This window comes from Pseudomonas sp. NA-150 (genome assembly GCF_044336365.1).
Lineage (GTDB): Bacteria > Pseudomonadota > Gammaproteobacteria > Pseudomonadales > Pseudomonadaceae > Aquipseudomonas.
In genome coordinates this window covers 6,711,857-6,733,234 of sequence record NZ_CP172305.1, presented here as the reverse complement: position 1 = coordinate 6,733,234, position 21,378 = coordinate 6,711,857, and the positions used below count along the sequence as shown (strand labels likewise).

At 58.3% G+C, this 21,378-nt stretch carries 19 protein-coding genes; 13 read left to right on the top strand and 6 right to left on the bottom strand.

Annotated elements, in window-relative coordinates; genetic code table 11:
* Window positions 1–7: 7 nt before the first annotated feature.
* Complete coding sequence (locus ACF0H7_RS31345) at window positions 8–1,012, bottom strand: asparaginase (RefSeq protein WP_397450645.1); 1,005 nt, start codon at window positions 1,010–1,012, stop codon at window positions 8–10.
* A gap of 183 nt (window positions 1,013–1,195) precedes the next feature.
* Window positions 1,196–2,620, bottom strand: coding sequence for an aspartate ammonia-lyase (aspA, locus tag ACF0H7_RS31340; RefSeq protein ID WP_397450644.1), 1,425 nt, complete (start codon window positions 2,618–2,620; stop codon window positions 1,196–1,198).
* A 180-nt stretch (window positions 2,621–2,800) separates the two neighbouring features.
* On the opposite strand from aspA, the gene ACF0H7_RS31335 reads away from it, so the two are divergent.
* The gene (locus ACF0H7_RS31335; protein WP_397450643.1) at window positions 2,801–3,712 is read left to right on the top strand and encodes a LysR substrate-binding domain-containing protein; all 912 of its coding nucleotides are present in this window, start codon (window positions 2,801–2,803) and stop codon (window positions 3,710–3,712) included.
* A gap of 29 nt (window positions 3,713–3,741) precedes the next feature.
* Here the strand turns inward: ACF0H7_RS31335 and ACF0H7_RS31330 are convergent, their stop codons facing one another.
* Window positions 3,742–4,395: a hypothetical protein gene (locus ACF0H7_RS31330; RefSeq protein ID WP_397450642.1), complete on the bottom strand. Its 654-nt coding sequence runs from the start codon at window positions 4,393–4,395 to the stop codon at window positions 3,742–3,744.
* Between the two features lie 414 nt (window positions 4,396–4,809).
* Here ACF0H7_RS31330 and purE point away from each other — a divergent pair, with 414 nt between their 5' ends.
* From purE to ACF0H7_RS31310, 4 genes are all read left to right on the top strand, one after another.
* Complete coding sequence (gene purE / locus ACF0H7_RS31325; RefSeq protein WP_397450641.1) at window positions 4,810–5,301, top strand: 5-(carboxyamino)imidazole ribonucleotide mutase; 492 nt, start codon at window positions 4,810–4,812, stop codon at window positions 5,299–5,301.
* Between the two features lie 9 nt (window positions 5,302–5,310).
* Entirely contained in the window at window positions 5,311–6,393 is a 1,083-nt protein-coding gene (locus ACF0H7_RS31320; protein ID WP_397450640.1) for a 5-(carboxyamino)imidazole ribonucleotide synthase, read from the top strand.
* A gap of 220 nt (window positions 6,394–6,613) precedes the next feature.
* Window positions 6,614–6,859, top strand: coding sequence for a GlsB/YeaQ/YmgE family stress response membrane protein (locus ACF0H7_RS31315; RefSeq protein WP_397450639.1), 246 nt, complete (start codon window positions 6,614–6,616; stop codon window positions 6,857–6,859).
* An 88-nt stretch (window positions 6,860–6,947) separates the two neighbouring features.
* Entirely contained in the window at window positions 6,948–7,481 is a 534-nt protein-coding gene (locus ACF0H7_RS31310) for a DUF3299 domain-containing protein (protein WP_397454091.1), read from the top strand.
* A 6-nt stretch (window positions 7,482–7,487) separates the two neighbouring features.
* On the opposite strand, the gene ACF0H7_RS31305 is transcribed toward ACF0H7_RS31310, so the two are convergent.
* Both ACF0H7_RS31305 and ACF0H7_RS31300 read right to left on the bottom strand, forming a co-directional pair.
* On the bottom strand, window positions 7,488–8,390 hold the full coding sequence (locus ACF0H7_RS31305) for a D-hexose-6-phosphate mutarotase (RefSeq protein ID WP_397450638.1): 903 nt from the start codon (window positions 8,388–8,390) through the stop codon (window positions 7,488–7,490).
* An 84-nt stretch (window positions 8,391–8,474) separates the two neighbouring features.
* Window positions 8,475–8,876 carry an acyl-CoA thioesterase gene (locus tag ACF0H7_RS31300; protein WP_020291610.1) on the bottom strand — a complete coding sequence of 134 codons (402 nt, stop codon included), beginning with the start codon at window positions 8,874–8,876 and terminating at the stop codon, window positions 8,475–8,477.
* A gap of 445 nt (window positions 8,877–9,321) precedes the next feature.
* Between ACF0H7_RS31300 and ACF0H7_RS31295 the strand changes: the two genes are divergently transcribed.
* The 8 genes from ACF0H7_RS31295 to ACF0H7_RS31260 all read left to right on the top strand — a co-directional run bounded on the left by ACF0H7_RS31295 (window position 9,322) and on the right by ACF0H7_RS31260 (window position 19,976).
* Entirely contained in the window at window positions 9,322–10,623 is a 1,302-nt protein-coding gene (locus tag ACF0H7_RS31295; protein ID WP_397450637.1) for an MFS transporter, read from the top strand.
* 169 nt (window positions 10,624–10,792) lie between these two features.
* Window positions 10,793–11,794, top strand: a complete 1,002-nt coding sequence (locus tag ACF0H7_RS31290) for a phosphate ABC transporter substrate-binding protein PstS family protein (RefSeq protein ID WP_397450636.1) — start codon at window positions 10,793–10,795, stop codon at window positions 11,792–11,794.
* Between the two features lie 425 nt (window positions 11,795–12,219).
* Window positions 12,220–14,253: an ABC transporter permease subunit gene (locus tag ACF0H7_RS31285; RefSeq protein WP_397454089.1), complete on the top strand. Its 2,034-nt coding sequence runs from the start codon at window positions 12,220–12,222 to the stop codon at window positions 14,251–14,253.
* Between the two features lie 69 nt (window positions 14,254–14,322).
* The gene (gene pstA / locus ACF0H7_RS31280; protein WP_397454088.1) at window positions 14,323–15,939 is read left to right on the top strand and encodes a phosphate ABC transporter permease PstA; all 1,617 of its coding nucleotides are present in this window, start codon (window positions 14,323–14,325) and stop codon (window positions 15,937–15,939) included.
* Between the two features lie 71 nt (window positions 15,940–16,010).
* Window positions 16,011–16,844, top strand: a complete 834-nt coding sequence (gene pstB, locus ACF0H7_RS31275; RefSeq protein ID WP_397450635.1) for a phosphate ABC transporter ATP-binding protein PstB — start codon at window positions 16,011–16,013, stop codon at window positions 16,842–16,844.
* A gap of 118 nt (window positions 16,845–16,962) precedes the next feature.
* Window positions 16,963–17,724, top strand: a complete 762-nt coding sequence (phoU, locus tag ACF0H7_RS31270; protein WP_397450634.1) for a phosphate signaling complex protein PhoU — start codon at window positions 16,963–16,965, stop codon at window positions 17,722–17,724.
* Window positions 17,725–17,883: 159 nt separating this feature from the next.
* Window positions 17,884–18,822, top strand: a complete 939-nt coding sequence (locus ACF0H7_RS31265; RefSeq protein ID WP_397450633.1) for a response regulator — start codon at window positions 17,884–17,886, stop codon at window positions 18,820–18,822.
* Window positions 18,823–19,079: 257 nt separating this feature from the next.
* Entirely contained in the window at window positions 19,080–19,976 is an 897-nt protein-coding gene (locus tag ACF0H7_RS31260) for a peptidoglycan DD-metalloendopeptidase family protein (protein ID WP_397450632.1), read from the top strand.
* 45 nt (window positions 19,977–20,021) lie between these two features.
* Here the strand turns inward: ACF0H7_RS31260 and ACF0H7_RS31255 are convergent, their stop codons facing one another.
* Window positions 20,022–21,362 carry a hemolysin family protein gene (locus ACF0H7_RS31255; protein ID WP_397450631.1) on the bottom strand — a complete coding sequence of 447 codons (1,341 nt, stop codon included), beginning with the start codon at window positions 21,360–21,362 and terminating at the stop codon, window positions 20,022–20,024.
* Window positions 21,363–21,378 lie beyond the last annotated feature (16 nt).

Sequence of the window (21,378 nt, the reverse complement as noted above, 5' to 3'; positions counted from 1 at the left end):
GAGTTACCTACCGCAACTCCCCACACACATCCAGCTCAACCAAACGCCGCACCTCAGCCTGAACAAGCCCGGCACCCAGCAGTGCATGGAGTTTGCCGAACGCCGCTTCGCGCGTCATGCCGCCACCAGACAATACGCCAACGCCACGCAGGCGGCTGCCGGCTTCGTAGACATCCAGCTCGACGCCACCTTCATGACATTGCGTAATCGCAACCACCACGATGCCCTTGTCCTGCGCGCGCTTGAGGCTGGCGAGGAAGTCCGGGTTGTCGCTGGGGCCGGTGCCGCTGCCGAAGCATTCGAGTATCAGCGCCTGAATTCCGCTGTCGAGCAAGGCGTCCAGATGCTGTGCGCCGATGCCGGGAAACAGCGGTAGTACGGCTACATTGGCGAGGCTTTTTGGTTGGCGATAATCCAAGGCTGCCGGCAGTGGTTGTGCGGATTCACCGCCGCTCGAGCGCTGCAACGCAGCAAATGGATGACGACCGAAGCTGCGGATTTTTGCGCAGCGGGTCGGCGCCAGCAGTTCGCCGTGGAAGTACAGTTGCACGCCTGCCGCCAGCCCTTTGCCCAGGGCGAGCAGGGCGCCGTTGAGGTTTTCCCAGGCGTCGCTGTCTTCGACGCCCGCCGGTAGCATCGAGCCGGTAAACACTACCGGCGCATTGAGGCCGAGCAACTGGAAACTCATCGCCGCCGCGCTGTAGGCCAGGGTGTCGGTGCCATGCAGGATCAGCACCGCATCGCAGCTATCGACATCCACTGCTTCGACTACCGCTTCGCGCAGGCGCTGCCAATAAGCGGGGGTCATGTTGGCGCTATCGATCAGCGGCAACAACTCGCGAAACCGCCAGTTGGGCACGATCAACTCCGGCTGGGCAGCCAATTGCTCGGTCATTCGCGCCTCGAACCCCGATGCAGGCGCCAGTCCGTTAGCGCTGGCCTGCATACCGATGGTGCCACCGGTGTACAACACCATGACGTGCTGGGCAGGTGACGGGGTTTCGCGATTCATGGCGTTGCTCCTTGAGTGTTCGACAGGCTAAGTCACGCAGGATACCGATACCACGCACCCACGGCATCGCGCTTGAATGCGGGGCGAAAAAAAAATGAAAAAAAGGGCCAGGAGAATGATCTCAAGGCCCTCAAAAGGGTGAGAGGTGTCTAGTCCCTCAACCTGGTGAGCGTATTACTGCGTTCAGGCCTTCAGAGGCACCAAGCGCGGAGCAATCATGTTTTCCGGACGCAGGATGTCGGCGAGCATGGCGTCGTCGAGCAAGCCTTCTTCGCGGACCAGTTCCAGTACGCCACGGCCGCTTTCCAGCGCGATGCGGGCGATACGGGTGGCGTTTTCATAGCCGATGTACGGGTTCAGCGCGGTAACCAGACCGATCGAGTGTTCGACCAGCTCGCGGCAGCGCTCTTCGTTGGCGGTGATGCCGACGATGCAGTGCTCGCGCAGCATGTCCATGGCGCGCTGCAGCAGGCGGATCGAGTCGAAGATCTTGTAAGCAATCAGCGGCTCCATCACGTTCAACTGCAATTGACCGCCTTCGGCCGCCATGGTCAGCGACAGATCGTTACCGATGATTTCAAACGCGACCTGGTTGACCGCTTCCGGGATAACCGGGTTGACCTTGCCTGGCATGATCGAGCTGCCCGGCTGACGCGCCGGCAGGTTGATTTCGTTGATGCCGGTGCGTGGGCCGCTGGACAGCAGGCGCAAGTCGTTGCAAATTTTCGACAGCTTGACCGCGGTACGCTTGAGCATGCCCGAGAACAGGACGAAAGCACCCATGTCGGACGTGGCTTCGATCAGGTCGGCTGCCGGCACCAGCGGCTGGCCGCTGATGGTTGCCAGACGCTGTACGGCCAGCATTTGATAGCGCGGGTCGGCGTTGATGCCGGTGCCAATCGCGGTGCCGCCGAGGTTCACTTCAGTCAGCAGTTCCGGAGCCAGGCTGCGCAGACGGTTGAGGTCTTCATTCAGGGTAGTGGCGAACGCACGGAATTCCTGGCCGAGGGTCATCGGCACAGCGTCTTGCAGCTGGGTACGGCCCATTTTCAAGACGTGATTGAATTCCTGGCCTTTGGCGGCGAACGCCTGGATCAGGCTGTCGAGGCTGGCGAGCAGGGCGTCGTGACCGAGCAACAGACCCAGGCGGATCGCCGTCGGGTAAGCGTCGTTGGTCGACTGCGCCATGTTCACGTCATTGTTCGGGTGCAGGTATTGGTATTCGCCCTTGCTGTGACCCATGGCCTCCAGCGCGATGTTGGCGATGACTTCGTTGGCATTCATGTTGGTTGAAGTGCCAGCGCCGCCTTGGATCATGTCGACCACGAACTGCTCGTGGAAATCGCCGCGGACCAGACGGGCGCAGGCTTCGCTGATCGCCGCGTGCTTGGCGGTGTTCAGATGGCCCAACTCGTGGTTCGCGTCAGCGGCGGCTTGTTTGACCATCGCCAGTGCTACAACCAGCTTCGGGTAGTGCGAAATCGGGACGCCGGAGAGGTGGAAGTTATTCACCGCCCGCAGGGTCTGGATGCCGAAATACGCGTCAGCGGGTACTTCGAGGACGCCAAGCAGGTCTTTTTCGATGCGCAATGATGCAGCGGAGGACATGATAGAGATAGTCTCAAGAGAGGCACGGACAATGCCGGAACACCCCTAATGCTAGGCCTGTGGACGATTCCGGGCTAATGCTGTTAAACGCTGTCCTATGCACATTCGGCATAATGACGATGTGACGTTCGGATTGTGACGAGCGTATGAAGAGAATACGAGCGTGTCCTGGAGGACATGATGAACCTTGAAAGTAAATGGCTGGAGGACTTCAGCGCCTTGGCCGCCACCCGCAGCTTCTCTCAAGCGGCCGAGCGCCGTTTCGTGACGCAGCCGGCATTTAGTCGCCGGATCCGCAGCCTGGAATCAGCGTTGGGCCTGACGCTGGTCAATCGCTCGCGCACGCCGATCGAGCTGACCGCAGCCGGGCAGTTGTTTCTGGTCACCGCGCGGACGGTGGTCGAGCAACTGGGTGAAGTGCTGCGTCATCTGCATCATCTGGAAGGCGGGCAGGGCGAGGTCATGCAGGTGGCTGCCGCGCACTCTCTGGCTTTGGGTTTCTTCCCGCGCTGGATCGCGCAATTGCGCAACGAAGGGCTGAACATCGCGACGCGACTGGTGGCAACCAACGTCGGCGATGCGGTACATGCATTGCGTGAGGGCGGCTGCGATTTGATGCTGGCGTTTTATGACCCTGATGCCGCTTTGCAAATGGATGCGGAGATTTTTCCGTCGCTGCACCTGGGGAATACGGAAATGCTCCCGGTATGCGCCGCCGACGCCAATGGTCAGCCATTGTTCGATCTGGAAAATGACGCCAGCGTGCCGCTGTTGGCCTACAGTGCCGGTGCGTTTCTTGGGCGTTCGGTGAATCTGCTGTTGCGTCAGCGCAACCTGCGTTACACCACCGTCTATGAAACGGCCATGGCCGACAGCCTGAAAAGCATGGCGCTGGAAGGGTTGGGCATTGCCTGGGTGCCGCAACTCAGTGTGCGCGCCGAACTGGCGCGCGGTGAGTTAGTGGTGTGCGGCGGCCCGCAATGGCATGTTCCGCTGGAGATTCGCCTGTACCGCTGCGCGCTGGTGCGCAAGGCTAACGTGCGATTGTTATGGCGCAAGCTGGAGGGTGGCGCGGCGCAGGGTACGGCTTGAGTTTTCAGGCCCGTTCAAGCCACAAGGCTTCAGGGCGATTCGCTTAGATACGCAGCAATCGCCTGCTTGTTTTTGTCACTGTAGTGATAGCAGTTAGCTCTTAGGCTAAAGCGAGTAGCGGTTAAGTTTGTTTCGCACCACCAGCCGCCTTTATAAAGTATTTCAGCCGCTTCATGTGTTCCACCCAGCATATGGCCTATTTCATGTGCGGCGGCGGGGTAAGTTCCTAGCGAAGCAATACCTGCATGGTGTTTGAGGCGTGTAACGCCGAGTGTATATTCATTTATGTTGTTGTAGGTAAGCAGTAAGTATTTACCCCTGATGTTATTCGGAAGGTTTTTGCTGATACGGTAATCGTTTACCTGTTGGGTCCAATCATTAAGCGTGGAGTTCAGGTCTTCACCTTGATAGCGAAAGCCGGTAAGGGGTGCCCTGTGTTCAATGAACTCCAGATAAATTCTGCGTCCGGTGAAACCTTCAAGGTCTTTGAGCAGCCACGCAAAATAGTCTTTTCGAAGGGATTCGCGCTTGTGGGAAGGTATGTCGTCATGGATAAATACGTAAAAAAACAAGGGTTGTTTACTGGGTTGTTCCGCTGCTGAAATCGACGCGGTGAACAGCGAGAGAAACATGAGAAGTGTCAGGGTAGATTTTCTAAAAATTGTCAGCATGGGGTCAGTCACTAAGGGATCTATTTGGAGGGTTGGTGGGTGGGCTGAACGTGTACTTATAATGTTTACAAGTTCGTAGTGTGTTAATCGCTCAATGCGTTCAACATGAAAAACAGCTAACACTAAATGTAATCGTATTGTTAGTTCGTACTGGCGCCGCAATCAGTAGTAACTCAAGGACCTGAGGCGTAGGACTCAGTACGGGTCGTTCCTTAACGGCAGTCAGTTTCTGCCACACAGCCGCCGAAAAGCCCATGCTGACAGTTGGTCACCTAGGGGGGCTGTTATCCCCGTACATTGCGGTATACTGCGCGGCCTTTGGCCGGCTCGACCGGTCATAATTCGTACAACAAGCCACGCTGGCCTTCCCGCGTGGCTTGTTGTTTTTTGATGCGCCCCCTGGCGCCAAAATGAAGAGGCACGACGATGAGCGCACTGGTTGGCGTGATCATGGGCTCCAAGTCCGATTGGTCCACCCTTAGCCACACCGCCGATATGCTGGAAAAGCTAGGCATTCCGTACGAAGTCAAAGTGGTTTCGGCCCACCGTACCCCGGATTTGCTGTTCCAGTACGCTGCAGAAGCCGAAGGCCGTGGCATTGAAGTGATCATCGCCGGTGCCGGCGGTGCTGCTCACTTGCCGGGCATGTGCGCGGCCAAGACTCATCTGCCAGTGCTGGGCGTACCCGTGCAGTCATCGATGCTGTCGGGTGTCGACTCGCTGCTGTCGATCGTGCAGATGCCAGCCGGTATTCCAGTGGCTACGTTGGCTATTGGCAAGGCGGGCGCGATCAACGCCGCGCTGTTGTCGGCCAGTATTCTTGGCGCCAAGCACCCGCAGTTCCATGCAGTGCTGAAAAAATTCCGCACTGAGCAGACAGACAGCGTCCTGGACAATCCAGACCCACGCGACGCCTGAGGTTTTTCCATGAAGATCGGTGTAATCGGTGGCGGCCAGTTGGGTCGCATGTTGGCTCTGGCAGGTACGCCGCTGGGGATGAACTTCGCTTTTCTCGACCCTGCTCCGGACGCCTGTGCTGCTGCGTTGGGCGAGCATTTGCGGGCCGATTACGGCGATCAGGATCACCTGCGTCAGCTGGCCGATGAAGTCGATCTGGTGACCTTCGAGTTCGAAAGCGTCCCGGCGGAAACCGTAGCGTTCCTGTCGCAGTTCGTTCCGGTGTACCCAAGTGCCGAAGCGTTGCGCATTGCCCGTGATCGCTGGTTCGAAAAAAGCATGTTCAAGGACCTCGGCATTCCGACGCCGGCGTTCGCTGACATCCAGTCGCAAGCGGACCTGGATGCCGCCGTGGCGAGCATTGGCCTGCCCGCCGTGCTGAAGACCCGTACGCTGGGTTACGACGGCAAGGGTCAGAAAGTCTTGCGCACTCCGGCGGACGTCGTCGGAACCTTCGCCGAGCTGGGCAGCGTTGCCTGCCTGCTGGAAGGTTTCGTGCCGTTCACTGGCGAAGTGTCGCTGATCGCCGTGCGCGGTCGTGACGGCGAAACGCGTTTCTACCCGCTGGTACACAACACCCACGACAACGGCATTCTGCGCCTGTCGATCGCCAGCACTGCGCATCCGCTGCAAGCGCTGGCTGAAGACTACGCCGGTCGCGTGTTGAAGCAGCTGGATTACGTCGGCGTGCTGGCCTTTGAATTCTTCGAAGTCGATGGCGGCCTGAAGGCCAATGAAATTGCGCCGCGAGTACACAACTCCGGGCACTGGACCACCGAAGGCGCCGAATGCAGCCAGTTCGAAAACCACCTGCGGGCGGTTGCGGGCTTGCCATTGGGTTCCACAGCCAAGGTCGGCGAAAGCGCCATGCTCAACTTCATCGGCAAAGTACCGGCTGTGGATAAAGTCATCGCCATTGACGACTGCCATCTGCATCACTACGGCAAGGCCTTCAAGGTCGGGCGTAAAGTTGGCCACGCCACCTTGCGCTGCGCTGATCGTGCGACGCTGGATCAACAGATCAAGCAGGTTGAGGCGCTGATCAAGACTTGAACCTGTAGGAGCTGCCGAAGGCTGCGATTGGCCGCGAAGCGGTCATCCATTGCAACCGGCAAAGGTCCTTCGGACCTTATCGCGGCCTGCGGCAGCTCCTACAGGGGATTTGTGTTTGCATCCCCCCTATTGAACCAATAGCGTCCGTCGTCCTCTGATGGCAGGATGCCAACGCTGTGACTAGGCTTGGCATATCCGACTTTCTACAGAGGGCACTGGCATGGGTATCATTGGAACCATCTTTATCGGCCTGATCGTTGGCCTCTTGGCGCGCTTCATCAAGCCAGGCGATGACAGCATGGGCTGGATCATGACCATCCTGTTGGGGATTGGTGGCTCGCTGGCAGCAACCTATGGCGGTCAAGCGCTGGGCATTTATCAGGCGGGTCAGGGCGCGGGGTTCCTGGGCGCACTGGTCGGGGCCGTGATCCTGCTGATCATCTACGGCATGGTCAAAAAAAGCTGACGCTTAATCGTCATCCCTCTCTGTTCTTGCAGCAGAGAGGGCTAGAATGCCCGACACTATTTTTATTACCTCTTATGTCGGGCTATCCATGCGTCGTCTCCTGTTTATTACGCTGCTGCTGGTCTGTGGACTGGCGCACGCAGAAATGCCCGAAACCGACTGGCTCGAACTGATGCCCAAGTCGGACCAGAAAGCGCTCGAAGCCATGCCTGAAATTGATCACAACTCCCCGGAGGCTCAGGGAACGTTCGATAGCAAAGGTGGCTTGAAGCAGAGCAAAGGCCTGCCGGCCGTGATGTACTCGGCCAAGACCGTGCCGGAAATGGACGGTAAGAACATTCGCATCGGTGGTTACCCCGTCCCGCTGGAAACCGATGCCAAGGGCCGCAGCACGCTGTTCTTCCTCGTACCGTACCCTGGCGCCTGCATCCACGTACCGCCACCGCCACCCAACCAATTGGTGTTGGTGCGCTATCCAAAAGGCCTGAAGCTGGACGACATCTACACGCCGTTATGGGTGATGGGGACGTTGAAAGTCGAGAAGGTCAGCAATGACATGGCCGATGCGGCCTATGCGATGGATGCGTCGAAGGTCCGCGTCGTCGTCGAAGCGGACCTTTAAGATTTCCTAGATCGCTTCAGCCCAGATGCTGACGCTTATGACATGCATGTCATCGGGCGCCAGCGTCACCACGTCGCTCATGACGTTGGCCGTCTCGACGCAAACCATTCCCTGCCAGCCATCGTCAGCCATGTCGCTGAGGGTTGTTGCCTTGGCGGTCCATGGGTTCCACACCACGGCGGACTGCGAACCAGTGCTGTGGATCTGGATCTTGCGCTTCCATTCGAGGTCGACGATGGTCAGCAGGTTCGGCGACTGTTGGTAGATGCGGTCGGTTTCACCGGCGAACGTCAGATCGCCCGACTGTACCTGGGACTCGTCCCAGCTGTGCAGGGTGTCGAGGTATTTCAGGCCGTCGAGGCCTTCGATACTGATCTGGCGTACGTCGCTGACCGCAAAATAACTGTGCAATGCCTGGCTCAGGGTCACGGTTTCGGCGCTGGCGTTGAAACACACCAGGCTGACGTTCAGCGCCTCATCCAGGCGAATGCTTAACTTGAGCGCGACGTTGTGCGGCCAACCCGGCAGTTGACCTTCAGCCATCGGCTGAATGAAGTCGATCAGCAGCGCATCGCCATCTTCGCCCATGCCCATCAGCTCCCAGTCCAGCACCCGCACCTCGCCGTGCGCCTTGGCCGGCTCGGCGCTCTGGCGCATGGCCTGGACGCTTTGTGGGTTGCGCTCCAGATTGCCGAACCATGGCCAGCAGATCGGCATACCGCCACGAATGGCTTTGCCTTGCTTGAACACGGCCTGCGGGTTGGACCAGATCAGTGGTTCCTGCCCGTCGAGCTGGTAGCTGATGATGTGCGCGCCTTGTTGGGCGACGACCAGTTCGGCCGCACCGTGGCGGATGCGCCAGCAGTTCAGCTCATCAATTTTGACGGATTCGACTTCGGGCGTTGGCATGCGGGGATTCTCACTCAAGGACAGTGATCAAGTAGACCTTACGATGGCCTACCAGTTTACCCCAACCGACCGGTACTCTCAGGCTTAACGTCGCGCCGGAACCGAACGTGTACGACCGCTGCCGTCGATGGCAACGAATACAAATACCGCTTCCGTCACTTTGCGCCACTCACTGGACAGTGGGTCATCGCTCCACACTTCGACCATCATTTGAATCGAGCTGCGACCGATTTCCAGTGCCTGGGTATAAAAGGACAGCTGGGCCCCGACGGCTACCGGAACCAGGAACGCCATGCGATCAATGGCCACAGTCGCGACACGGCCGCCTGCGACCTTGCTCGCCATCGCGGTGCCCGCCAGGTCCATCTGCGAGACCAGCCAGCCACCAAAGATATCGCCAAAGCCGTTGGTTTCGCGGGGTAATGCCGTAATCTGCAAGGCCAGGTCGCCTTGCGGAATCGGGTCTTCTTGCTCAAGTTCGATCATGCCTAGGGTGCCTCTGACCCATGACTCTCAATATTTTTGTCGCAGTGAAAAGACCACAGTAAAAAAGATGCTCGTGAACAAACGATGCTCACGCGTTCTCGGTGCTGCCTTAAGGGGAAACTCTGCGAAAGCGGCTGTATCAGACTCAGCGGCGATTTCGCACAGCAACCCCGGTATATTCCTGGATTTCTCCTGCAACCTGCGAGTATATCGGGCGACGCGTCAGGCGACGACCGTTGGGTTCTCATTTTGACTGTGCACCGCTTCGCACTGGGTGGTTTTCAGAGAGTTTGCTATCTTGCCGGACCTAAACCGTTCTGTGTCGCCAGGTCTGGCAGGCAATTTTGATGCCTGTATCGGAGTTTTCACTGTCGATTAAGCGAATGCGCCGCTAAGTATCGGTCAGGGATGCTGATCCTTATCCATTCCAAGAGACGTCCTTGTTATGTCCACAGTGTCCTCAAGCACCCTGCAACCCTCGCGTCCGTTGACGCGAAATGACTATAAGACCTTGTCACTGTCTGCTTTGGGTGGCGCGCTGGAATTCTACGACTTCATAATTTTCGTGTTCTTCGCCACAGTCGTCGGCAAGCTGTTTTTCCCCGCAGACATGCCGGAATGGCTGCGCTTGATGCAAACCTTTGGCATTTTTGCTGCCGGATATCTGGCGCGCCCATTGGGCGGCATCGTCATGGCGCACTTCGGCGACCTGCTGGGGCGCAAGAAGATGTTCACCTTGAGCATTTTCCTGATGGCGGTGCCGACCTTGATCATGGGCTTGCTGCCGACTTACGCGCAGATTGGTCTGCTGGCGCCGCTGTTGTTGCTATTAATGAGGATCATCCAGGGCGCTGCGATTGGTGGTGAGGTGCCGGGCGCGTGGGTATTTGTGTCGGAACACGTTCCTTCTCGTAGCATCGGTTACGCATGCGGCACACTTACCGCCGGCCTGACAGCGGGTATTTTGCTGGGCTCGTTGGTCGCGACGCTGATCAATAGCCTTTATAACGCACAGGAAATGCTCGATTACGCATGGCGTATTCCGTTCCTGCTGGGTGGTGTGTTCGGTTTGCTGTCGGTTTACCTGCGTCGCTGGTTACATGAAACGCCGGTATTCGCCGAGCTGCAGGCGCGCAAGGCGCTGGCTGACGAGGTGCCGCTCAAGGCAGTGTTGCGCGACCACCGTGGCGCGATCGTGCTGTCGATGCTGCTGACGTGGATGCTGTCGGCGGCCATTGTGGTGGTCATTCTGATGACTCCTACCTTGTTGCAGACAGTTTATGGGTTCGCCCCGGCGACGGCGCTCAAAGCCAACAGCCTGGCGATCATCGCGCTGAGCCTGGGTTGCATCGGTGCCGGCTCGTTGACTGACCGTTTTGGTGCCGGATGGGTGTTCATTCTTGGCTGCCTCGGGCTGTTGATCAGTTCGTGGACTTTCTACCACGGCCTGCAAGCCAACCCGGACTGGCTGTTCCCGCTGTATGCCCTGACTGGTTTGTTTGTCGGCGTAGTGGGCGCGGTGCCGTTCGTCATGGTCAAAGCCTTCCCGGCGGTGGTGCGGTTCTCGGGCCTGTCGTTTTCCTACAACCTGGCGTATGCGATCTTTGGTGGTCTGACGCCAATGGTGGTGACCTTCATGCTTAAAGCCAATCCGATGGGGCCGTCGTGGTATGTAGCGATTCTGTGTGTGATGGGGATGTTAATTGGTGTCTATTTGTTACCAAAACACCGTCTGGCCACCGCTTAAAATCCCCGCAAAGCCAGGCCCGCTGCGGCCTCCCTCTATAGTCATGGCCATCCCGAAACCCGGTGGTGGCCAGTCATCTTTCTGTCATATACCTTTCATAGAGTGTTCACGCGGCATTCAGGTAGTTGCCCACCGATTCAACACAGACAAAATTTGCTAGGAGCAAGGTATGACAATTAAGCGATTGATGGCGGCCCTGACCTTTGTCGCCGCAGGCATCGCGACTGCCAGCGCAGTAGCGGCAGTAGACCCTTCCATCCCAAGCTACACCAAGACTTCCGGTGTCTCTGGCAACCTGTCCAGTGTGGGTTCCGACACCCTGGCAAACCTGATGACCTTGTGGGCCGAGGCCTATAAGAAAGAATACCCAAGCGTGAATATCCAGATTCAAGCCGCCGGCTCGGCCACTGCGCCACCTGCGCTGACTGAAGGCACCTCGAACCTGGGCCCGATGAGCCGCAAAATGAAGGACACCGAACTGGCGGCTTTCGAACAGAAGTACGGCTATAAGCCGACCGCCATCCCGGTAGCGGTTGATGCGCTGGCTATCTTCGTCCACAAAGACAACCCGATTCAGCACCTGACCATGGAGCAAGTGGACGCGATCTTCTCGGCCACCCGTTTGTGCGGCGCGAAGACCGAAGCCAAGACCTGGGGGGATGTCGGTGTGACCGGCGACTTGGCGAACAAGCCTATCCAGCTGTTCGGTCGTAACTCGGTGTCCGGCACTTACGGTTACTTCAAGGAAGAAGCCCTGTGCAAAGGTGACTTCCGTCCTAATGTTAACGAACAGCCTGGTTCGGCTTCGGTCGTAAGCTCGATCAGCAGCTCGCTGAACGGCATCGGCTACTCGGGTATCGGTTACAAAACCTCCAGCGTGAAAACCGTTGCCCTGTCGAAGAAAGGCGGCACTGAGTTCATCGAAGACAGCGAAGAAAATGCGCTGAACGGCAAATACCCACTGTCGCGCTTCCTCTATGTCTATGTGAACAAGGCACCGAACAAGCCGCTGGCACCGCTGGAAGCCGAGTTCGTGAAATTGGTCCTGTCGAAACAGGGTCAAGAAGTTGTCATCAAAGACGGTTATATTCCACTTCCAGCCAAAGTCGCCGCAAAGGCACTGGCTGATCTGGGTCTGCAAGAAGGCGCTGCTGGTGTAGCCGCCCAGTAAGGTTGAGAATCGAGAGCAAGCGCTGTCTTGCTCTTCTCAAACCTCAGTGCGGAGCCCGTTTAACGGGACTCCGCCACTCAATTCGCAGTCCGCTGCCAGTAGGTTTGGGCGGCGGACTTTTTGCGTCTCTGCGCTGTAATGTTTTTGTCATAAAGGACCGTTAGGGTGAGCGCATGAATGATCTGGCTAACTCCAACACGACTCAAAAGTCTCCCCCCGAGCGAATTGACTTCAATACGCCCGAGCTTTTGCGTAAGCGCCGTATTCGCGCACTGAAAGACCGCATGACCCGTTGGTACGTATTTGTCGGTGGCCTGGCCGTATTGGCCGCCATTACCTTGATTTTCTTCTACCTCGCCTACGTGGTTGCGCCGTTGTTCCAAGGCGCCAAACTGACCCCGGCCAGCGCACTGAGCCCGACCTGGATGCAGGACGCGGGCAAGCCCCTGAGTATTGCCATTGAAGAGCAAAATCAGGTTGGCCTGCGGGTGTCCGATAAAGGCGAGGCGCTGTTCTTCCGCACGAACGATGGTTCTGAACTCAAGCGCGTCGCTTTGCCGATTCCGCCGGGCACCAGCGTCACGTCGATTGGCAAGGATCAGCCGGGCAGCACGCTGATGGTGTTGGGGCTGTCCAACGGCCAGGCAATGGTGTTCAAGCACATCTACGTGATCACCTACCCGGACGGTAAGAAGACCATTGCTCCCGCGATTACTTACCCCTTCGGTGAGGCGCCGCTGAGCCTGGATGAGCAAGGCCGACCACTGGAACACGTCAGCCTTAACGCCAGCGATAAGGCATTGGTGCTGGCCAGCTCCACGGGCGCGCAATTGCACGTTCTCTCCGTGACTCAGGAAGAGAACATGATGACCGGCGAAACCACCAGCGAGCAGGCACGCATTGAACTGCCGCAGATGACGGAAACGGTCAAAGCGATCTTTATCGATCCTCGTCAGCAGTGGCTGTACGTGATCAACGGCCGTGCCCAGGCCGATGTGTTCAGCCTGCGTGATCGCAGCCTCAACGGCCGCTACAAGCTGCTTGAAGATGGCAATGCCGAAGTCACCGCCAGTACGCAGTTGGTGGGTGGCGTGTCATTGATCATTGGTACGTCAAAAGGCGGTCTGTCCCAGTGGTTCATGGCCCGGGATACCGATGGCGAACAGCGTTTCCAGCATATTCGCGATTTCCAGATGGGCACTGCGCCGATCGTGCAGCTCTCCGGCGAAGAGCGACGCAAAGGTTTCGTCGCACTGGACGCTGCGGGCAAGCTGGGTGTATTCCACAGCACGGCACACCGTACCTTGTTGATTGACCAGGTAGCGGACGGTCCGGGTGTCCTGGGGTTGTCGCCGCGCGCGAACCAGATCATCGTCGAACAAGGCGGCAAGCTACTGCCGATGGCCCTCGATAACCCGCATCCGGAAGTTTCCTGGAGCGCGTTGTGGAGCAAGGTCTGGTACGAAAACTACGATGAGCCGAAATACGTTTGGCAGTCCACGGCCTCCAGCAGTGACTTCGAGCCCAAGCTGAGTCTTGCACCACTGACCTTCGGCACCTTGAAAGCCGCGTTCTACGCGATGCTGCTGGCCGCGCCACTGGCGATTGCCGCTGCGGTCTACACCGCGTATTTCATGGCTCCGGGCATGCGCCGCAAGGTCAAGCCGGTGATCGAATTGATGGAAGCGATGCCGACGGTGATCCTCGGTTTCTTCGCCGGCCTGTTCCTGGCGCCGTACCTGGAAGGGCATTTGCCGGGCATCTTCAGCCTGCTGATGTTGACTCCGATCGGCATTCTGGTAGCCGGCTTCACCTGGAGCCGCTTGCCTGAATCGATCCGCCTGCGGGTGCCGGATGGCTGGGAGTCGGCGCTGCTGATTCCAGTCGTGTTGCTGGTTGGCTGGGCGTCGCTGGGCATGAGTTCGCACATGGAAAACTGGTTCTTCGGCGGCGACATGCGTCTGTGGATCTCCAACGATCTGGGCATCACCTACGACCAGCGCAATGCATTGGTGGTGGGCCTGGCGATGGGCTTTGCAGTGATCCCGAACATTTATTCCATCGCCGAAGACGCGGTGTTCAGCGTACCGCGTGGCCTGACCCTAGGCTCGCTGGCCCTCGGTGCGACGCCGTGGCAGACCTTGACCCGCGTGGTGATCCTGACTGCCAGCCCGGGCATCTTCTCGGCCTTGATGATCGGCATGGGCCGCGCCGTTGGCGAAACCATGATCGTGCTGATGGCCACCGGCAACACGCCGATCATGGACATGAACCTGTTTGAAGGCATGCGCACCCTGGCGGCGAACGTCGCGGTGGAGATGCCGGAGTCTGAAGTGGGCGGAAGTCATTATCGAGTGCTGTTCCTCGCGGCGTTGGTGTTGCTGACCTTCACCTTTGTGATGAACACGCTTGCGGAGCTGATTCGTCAGCGTCTTCGCAAGAAATACTCGTCTCTCTAAGGAAGGTAGAAGTCTGTGAAACAGAACTCCCTCAAGAGCTGGTTCAAAAGCGGCGCCCCCGGCGTCTGGATGAGTGCGGGCGCGGTATCGATTGCCGTGATCATGACCTTGGGTCTGCTGCTGGTGCTCGCAGTGCGTGGGCTGGGTAATTTCTGGCCGGCGGACGTGGTGTTGACGCAATACAACGTGCCTAACCAACCCAGCCATGTACTGATCGGTGAATTGGTCGAGAAAGAGGAGGTGCCACGCGCACGCCTCAAAGGTGCCGGCCTGCCTGTGCCTGACGCGGGTCCAGAGTTCATGACTCGCGAATTGTTCAAAGTGGGCAACCGTGACATCAACCCGAGCGACTTTACCTGGGTGGTCGGCGAGTGGCTGACCGAACAGAAAACACCGCCTGAGCTGATGACCCTGGAGCGCCGCGAGTGGGGCAACTTCTACGGCTATCTGGTCAACGTCAAGGAAGATGGCAAGGTCATCGCAGAAGGCGACGCGGCGTGGCCAATTCTGCAGGATCGGATCAAGCGGGTTTCGCAACTCGCCGGTGAGTTGAGCAGCCTCGAAAAGAAAGACATCGGCGCCATCAACCACGGTATCGAACGTCTGCGCTTGCATAAGCGCAAGCTGGAACTCGACGGTAAGCTCGATGCCGCCGCCCAGGCGGACATGGACGGCGAGCGTGCCGAGCTGGATGCCCGTTATAAGGGTATCGAAGACCAATTGGCAGGCCTGCACCAAGCCTTCAACCGCGACAGCCTGACGGCCCGCGACGCCAATGGTAAAGAGGTCGAAATCAGCATTGGCAAAGTGGTTCACGCTTATCAACCGAACGCGATGGGCAGCGTGACCAAGCTTGGTTTCTACTTCAAAAAGCTGTGGGAATTCCTTAGCGAAGACCCACGTGAAGCCAACACCGAAGGCGGGGTTTTCCCGGCAATTTTCGGTACCGTGATCATGACCCTGATCATGGCGGTGATCGTTACGCCATTTGGCGTGCTGGCGGCGGTCTACCTGCGTGAATACGCACGTCAGGGCCCGGTAACGCGCTTGATCCGCATCGCCGTGAACAACCTCGCCGGGGTGCCGGCGATTGTCTACGGGGTCTTTGGTCTTGGGTTCTTCGTTTATGTACTGGGCGGTTCGGTCGATCGGCTGTTCTTCCCCGAATCCCTGCCTGCACCGACCTTCGGTACGCCGGGCTTGCTTTGGGCTTCGTTGACCCTGGCATTGCTCGCCGTGCCCGTGGTGATCGTCGCCACAGAAGAAGGCCTTGCGCGTATCCCGCGCACGATTCGCGAAGGTTCGCTGGCGCTCGGTGCAACCAAGGCCGAAACCCTGTGGAAGATTGTGTTGCCGATGGCCAGCCCGGCCATGATGACCGGCATGATCCTCGCGGTGGCACGAGCCGCCGGTGAGGTGGCGCCGTTGATGCTGGTAGGCGTGGTGAAACTGGCGCCGTCGCTGCCGGTGGACGGCAACTACCCGTACCTGCACCTTGACCAGAAAATCATGCACCTGGGCTTTCATATCTATGACGTCGGCTTCCAGAGCCCGAACGTTGAAGCCGCGCGCCCACTGGTTTACGCCACGGCGTTGCTGTTGGTGCTGGTGATTGCCTTGCTCAACCTGTCGGCGGTGGCCATTCGTAACCGCCTGCGCGAAAAATACAAAGCGCTGGACAGCTGATTGAAAAGCGCCGCCCACTCACCTGAGGAGGGCGGTTCGATGAAACGAATTGTTAGCGTATGGAGTACACCATGCAGCACGAAACCCATACCCACGGCATCAACATGTCGGCCTTGGGACGCAATAAGCAGAGCCTGGACCTGGGGAGCGAAACCGTTGCCCTGGAAGTGCCGGGCCTGAACCTGTTCTACGGCGACAAGCAGGCGCTTTTCGACGTCAGCATGAACATTCCCAAGCAGCGCGTGACCGCCTTCATCGGCCCGTCCGGCTGCGGCAAGTCGACCCTGCTGCGCACCTTCAACCGGATGAACGATCTGGTCGACGACTGCCGGGTCGATGGCGCGATCAACCTGTACGGCCACAATATCTACCGCAAAGGCGAGGACGTCGCTGAACTGCGTCGTCGCGTCGGCATGGTGTTCCAGAAGCCGAACCCGTTCCCGAAAACCATCTATGAAAACGTGGTTTACGGTTTGCGGATTCAGGGCATTAACAAGAAACGTGTACTCGATGAAGCCGTCGAGTGGGCACTCAGAGGCGCGGCGCTGTGGGATGAGGTCAAAGACCGTCTGCATGAGTCGGCACTCGGGTTGTCCGGTGGTCAGCAGCAACGCCTGGTGATCGCCCGCACCATCGCCGTGGAGCCTGAAGTTCTGCTGCTCGACGAGCCTTGTTCAGCACTCGATCCGATTTCGACGCTGAAAGTTGAAGAACTGATCTACGAACTGAAATCGAAATACACCATCGTCATCGTGACCCACAACATGCAACAGGCGGCGCGCGTTTCGGATTACACCGCCTTCATGTACATGGGCAAGCTGGTCGAGTTTGGCGACACCGATACGCTGTTCACCAATCCCGCGAAGAAACAGACGGAAGACTACATCACCGGTCGTTATGGCTAGGGAGCAGCGGCAAGCTTCAAGCGTTAGGCCGCAAGTCAGAAGCGGCGTTGAATGTTGGATATCTCTACATAACTATTGCAGCTTAAGGCTCGGAGCTTGAAGCTGCCGCGGAGCGATCATGATCGATAAAGACAGCCTTACGCACCACATCTCTCAGCAGTTCAACGCAGAGCTTGAAGAGGTGCGTAGCCACCTGTTGGCGATGGGTGGCCTGGTTGAGAAGCAGGTTAACGATGCAGTGACCGCGTTGATCGAAGCGGACTCGGGCCTGGCCCAGCAGGTTCGTGACGTCGACGACGAGATCAACCAGATGGAACGCAACATCGACGAAGAATGCCTGCGCATTCTTGCCCGTCGTCAGCCTGCGGCTTCGGACCTGCGTTTGATCATCAGCATCTCCAAGTCGGTGATCGACCTGGAGCGCATCGGTGACGAATCGACCAAGATCGCCAAGCGCGCCATTCAGCTGAGCGAAGAAGGCGAATCACCGCGCGGTTACGTCGAGGTGCGTCATATCGGCGATCAGGTTCGTAACATGGTTCGTGATGCGCTCGACGCATTCGCCCGCTTCGACGCCGATCTGGCGCTGTCCGTGGCGCAGTACGACAAAGTCATCGACCGTGAATACAAGACGGCGTTGCGTGAGCTGGTGACCTACATGATGGAAGATCCGCGCTCTATCTCGCGGGTTCTCAACGTGATTTGGGTCCTGCGCTCGCTGGAACGCATCGGCGACCACGCGCGCAATATCTCGGAACTGGTGATTTATCTGGTCCGCGGCACAGACGTCCGCCACATGGGCCTCAAGCGCATGAAGGAAGAAGTGCAGGGCATTAGCAGCGACAACGCTAATGTTCTGGGCAAGTCTGACGATAGATAAGATTGCCTGTAAAAAAATGCCCGGCACGCTGCCGGGCTTTTTTCGTTTCAGGTATCCATTTTCCAGCCGCCCGCGAACGAAAAGTCCGGCGTCGTTAATCGGTTTAGCAATTGGCCATCAGCCAACGCTATGCTTGCCGGGATTTTAAAGGAGTGGTCGATGAGTAAAGTCAGTGTGTTGGTCGTGGATGACGCCCCGTTTATTCGTGATTTGGTGAAGAAAGGCCTGCGTAACTACTTCCCTGGAATACAGATCGAGGACGCCATCAACGGGCGCAAGGCGCAGATTCTGCTGGAGCGCGAAACGTTCGACATGGTGTTGTGCGACTGGGAAATGCCGGAAATGTCGGGCCTTGAGCTACTGACCTGGTGCCGTCAGCAGGAAAGCCTGAAGACCATGCCGTTCATCATGGTCACCAGCCGTGGCGACAAGGAAAACGTGGTTCAGGCAATCCAGGCCGGGGTAACCGATTTTATCGGCAAGCCATTCACCAACGAGCAACTGCTGACCAAGGTCAAGAAAGCCCTGGCCAAAGTCGGCAAGCTCGACGCGCTGATGGCCGGCGCACCGACCAAAATGAACTCGGCATTTGCCAACGACTCGCTCAGCGCCTTGACCGGTGGTAAGGCAGAGGTGATCAAACCGGCTGTGCGTCCTGCCAGCGTCGGCCTGCTTGATCAGATCGCTCGCGCCAGTGGGCCTGCCGGCTCTGCCCCAGCTGCCCCGACGGCACCTGCTGCTGCGCCTTCGGTAGCGGCCAGTGGTCGCGGTCAAGGTCAGCTGCGTTTACCAAGCGGCAACCAGCAGTGCGTGATCAAGGCCCTGAGCCTCAAGGAGGCGCTGCTGGTGGTGCGTCGCGGTGAAGTCCTGCCTCAGGTACTCGACAGCGCTGTACTCGACCTTGAGCAGGGCGAGAACGCCGAAATCGCCCGCCTCAACGGCTACCTGCACGCCGTTGTCGCTTACGAGCCCAAACCTGACAGCGACTGGCTGCAACTGACCTTCCGCTTCGTCGACCAGGATGCGCAGAAACTCGATTACGTCTCCCGCCTGATTGCTCGTGGCACGGCGCAGAAGCACTTCGTTCCGGGCGGTTGATCGTTAGATAGCCGGGCGCGGTTTGCCAGGCCTGTCGATGCCCTGTAGGAGCCAACTTGTTGGCGAGGGGCCTGACGCGGTGTGTCTGGCAAACCGCTTCGCGAACAAGTTGGCGCCTAAAGAGTCGTGTGGTTGACGCGAAATTTCTGACGCTACCGACTCGCATATTTCTTTGCGACTGATTGATTCAGCCATACCCAAATGGCGGTGGATCGCTGCTACGCTTGCCCTGCCTTCCACCATCCAGATTAATCACGATGCTCAATCGTCTAATCCTCCTGTGTGCTCTGCTGCTGACTGCACAATCGGCGGCGGCGTTGACCATCTATCGATTTACCGACGCCAATGGCGTGGTGTCGTTTACCGACAAACCGACGCCCGGCGCTGTGGTCATGAAGCCGCGGGAGCGGATTGTCGAGAATTTCGATCGCCAGGTGCATCTGGAGGTCACGAAGAAAAATGGTGTACACAGTCTGTACGTGCGCAATGACACGTATGCGCCGGTCGAGGTCGAGTTACAGCTCAGCGCAATGAAGAACGTGCTGGGCGTGAACGACAAGCCGATCCGTCGGGTGGTGCAGTCGCGCAGCTATCTGCGTTTTATCGTGCTCAGTCCAAAAGACGTCGGGCAAGGTTTGGTTTACACACCCAAGCTGCGGTTCTCGCTGGGTGACCCTGAGGTTCAGGCGCTTGGCTACCGCTACCCGTTGCCGTGGAGAGGTGGCCCGTTCCGTATCAGCCAAGGTCCCAATGGCAAATTCAGTCACTTTGGTGTGCGCAGTCGATATGCGATCGATATTGCGATGCCCGAAGGCACACCGATTATCGCGGCTCGTTCCGGGACTGTGATCAAGACCGAGAATGGTCAGTCGGGTCGCGGAGTGGACCCTTCAGGCAACTTTGTGCGAATCCTGCACGATGACGGGACCATGGGCGTCTACCTGCACCTGAAGCAGGGTTCGGTGTGCGTCAAGGAAGGTCAGCGCGTGGTAGTGGGTACTGATCTGGCGCGCTCTGGCAATACCGGCAACAGCACCGGCCCGCATCTGCATTTTGTGGTGCAGCGCAATGCCGGGCTGGGGCTGGAGTCGATTCCGTATCAGTTTGCCGAGCATGTCGACATGCTGCCTAACTTCGCGGTGGGTGGGAACTGACAACCCCAATACAGGGGTGGCGTTTCAAACCGCAACGTCCAGGGTTCAGTCGATCTTCAGCACTTTGGCCAAGACGATTTTCGGGCCTTTCATCTTCTTGATGATGATGCGCAGGCCTTCGACCTCCAGCACTTCCTCTTCTTCGGGAACCCGCTTCAGGGTTTCGTAGATCAAGCCTGCGAGGGTTTCTGCCTCGATATGGTCCAGATCCACCCCAAGCAGGCGTTCGACCTTGAACAGCGGCGTATCGCCTCGTACCAGCAGTTTGCCTGGCTGATAGGCGAGGATGCCGCGTTCGGCCTTGCGGTGTTCATCCTGGATGTCGCCGACCAGCACTTCCAGCACGTCTTCCATGGTCAGGTAGCCGATGACTTTGCCGTCGGCTTCTTCAACCACGGCGAAGTGCGCGCCACCCTGGCGGAATTGCTCCAGCAGGCGCGACAACGGCATGTGCTTGGAGACACGCTCCAGCGGTCGGGTCAGTTCGTCGAGGTTGAACGACTCGGGAAGGTGATCCAGCGCTGCCAGTTCCAGCAGCAGGTCCTTGATGTGTAGCAGGCCGACGAACACGTTGCGCTCGGCGTCGTACACCGGGTAACGACTGAACTTATGGCGACGGAACAGCGCAAGGATTTCCTTGAGCGGCGCGTTGCAGTCCAGGGTCACCAGGTCTTCGCGGGAGTTGGCCCAGTCGACGACCTCCAGTTCGCCCATTTCCACAGCAGATGCCAGCACACGCATGCCCTGGTCGCTGGGGTCCTGGCCGCGGCTTGAGTGCAGGATCAGCTTCAGTTCTTCACGGCTGTAATGGTGCTCGTGATGCGGGCCGGGCTCGCCCTGACCGGCAATGCGCAGGATGCCGTTGGCGCTGGCGTTGAGCAGGTAGATCGCCGGGTACATGGCCCAGTAGAACAGGTACAGCGGCACGGCGGTCCACAACGACAGCAGTTCGGGTTTGCGGATCGCCCAGGATTTTGGCGCCAACTCACCGACCACGATGTGCAGATAGGAAATCATGAAGAACGCGGTGAAGAACGACACGCCGCGAATCACTTCCGGCGACTGCACGCCCACCGCATCAAGCAGCGGCTCCAACAGGTGTGCGAACGCCGGCTCACCGACCCAGCCGAGGCCCAGGGATGCGAGGGTGATGCCGAGTTGGCAAGCAGAGAGGTAAGCGTCCAGCTGGCTGTGAACGGTGCGCAGGATATGCCCGCGCCAGCCATTGGTCTTGGCGATCGCCTCGACCCGGGTCGCGCGCAGTTTGACCATGGCGAATTCAGCGGCAACGAAAAAACCGTTGAGCAGCACCAGGATCATTGCAAAAAGAATCATGCCGAAATCGGCGAAGAGCGATGTAAGGGTGAAACCGGGAGAAGGGTCCATGGTGGAGTTTTAAAGA

Coding starts and splice junctions, on each gene's coding strand:
- ACF0H7_RS31345 (WP_397450645.1), bottom strand. CDS start 1,012: ATGAATCGCGAAACCCCGTCACCTGCCCAGCACGTCATGGTGTTGTAC.
- aspA (WP_397450644.1), bottom strand. CDS start 2,620: ATGTCCTCCGCTGCATCATTGCGCATCGAAAAAGACCTGCTTGGCGTC.
- ACF0H7_RS31335 (WP_397450643.1), top strand. CDS start 2,801: ATGAACCTTGAAAGTAAATGGCTGGAGGACTTCAGCGCCTTGGCCGCC.
- purE (WP_397450641.1), top strand. CDS start 4,810: ATGAGCGCACTGGTTGGCGTGATCATGGGCTCCAAGTCCGATTGGTCC.
- ACF0H7_RS31320 (WP_397450640.1), top strand. CDS start 5,311: ATGAAGATCGGTGTAATCGGTGGCGGCCAGTTGGGTCGCATGTTGGCT.
- ACF0H7_RS31315 (WP_397450639.1), top strand. CDS start 6,614: ATGGGTATCATTGGAACCATCTTTATCGGCCTGATCGTTGGCCTCTTG.
- ACF0H7_RS31310 (WP_397454091.1), top strand. CDS start 6,948: ATGCGTCGTCTCCTGTTTATTACGCTGCTGCTGGTCTGTGGACTGGCG.
- ACF0H7_RS31305 (WP_397450638.1), bottom strand. CDS start 8,390: ATGCCAACGCCCGAAGTCGAATCCGTCAAAATTGATGAGCTGAACTGC.
- ACF0H7_RS31300 (WP_020291610.1), bottom strand. CDS start 8,876: ATGATCGAACTTGAGCAAGAAGACCCGATTCCGCAAGGCGACCTGGCC.
- ACF0H7_RS31295 (WP_397450637.1), top strand. CDS start 9,322: ATGTCCACAGTGTCCTCAAGCACCCTGCAACCCTCGCGTCCGTTGACG.
- ACF0H7_RS31290 (WP_397450636.1), top strand. CDS start 10,793: ATGACAATTAAGCGATTGATGGCGGCCCTGACCTTTGTCGCCGCAGGC.
- ACF0H7_RS31285 (WP_397454089.1), top strand. CDS start 12,220: ATGCAGGACGCGGGCAAGCCCCTGAGTATTGCCATTGAAGAGCAAAAT.
- pstA (WP_397454088.1), top strand. CDS start 14,323: ATGAGTGCGGGCGCGGTATCGATTGCCGTGATCATGACCTTGGGTCTG.
- pstB (WP_397450635.1), top strand. CDS start 16,011: ATGCAGCACGAAACCCATACCCACGGCATCAACATGTCGGCCTTGGGA.
- phoU (WP_397450634.1), top strand. CDS start 16,963: ATGATCGATAAAGACAGCCTTACGCACCACATCTCTCAGCAGTTCAAC.
- ACF0H7_RS31265 (WP_397450633.1), top strand. CDS start 17,884: ATGAGTAAAGTCAGTGTGTTGGTCGTGGATGACGCCCCGTTTATTCGT.
- ACF0H7_RS31260 (WP_397450632.1), top strand. CDS start 19,080: ATGCTCAATCGTCTAATCCTCCTGTGTGCTCTGCTGCTGACTGCACAA.
- ACF0H7_RS31255 (WP_397450631.1), bottom strand. CDS start 21,362: ATGGACCCTTCTCCCGGTTTCACCCTTACATCGCTCTTCGCCGATTTC.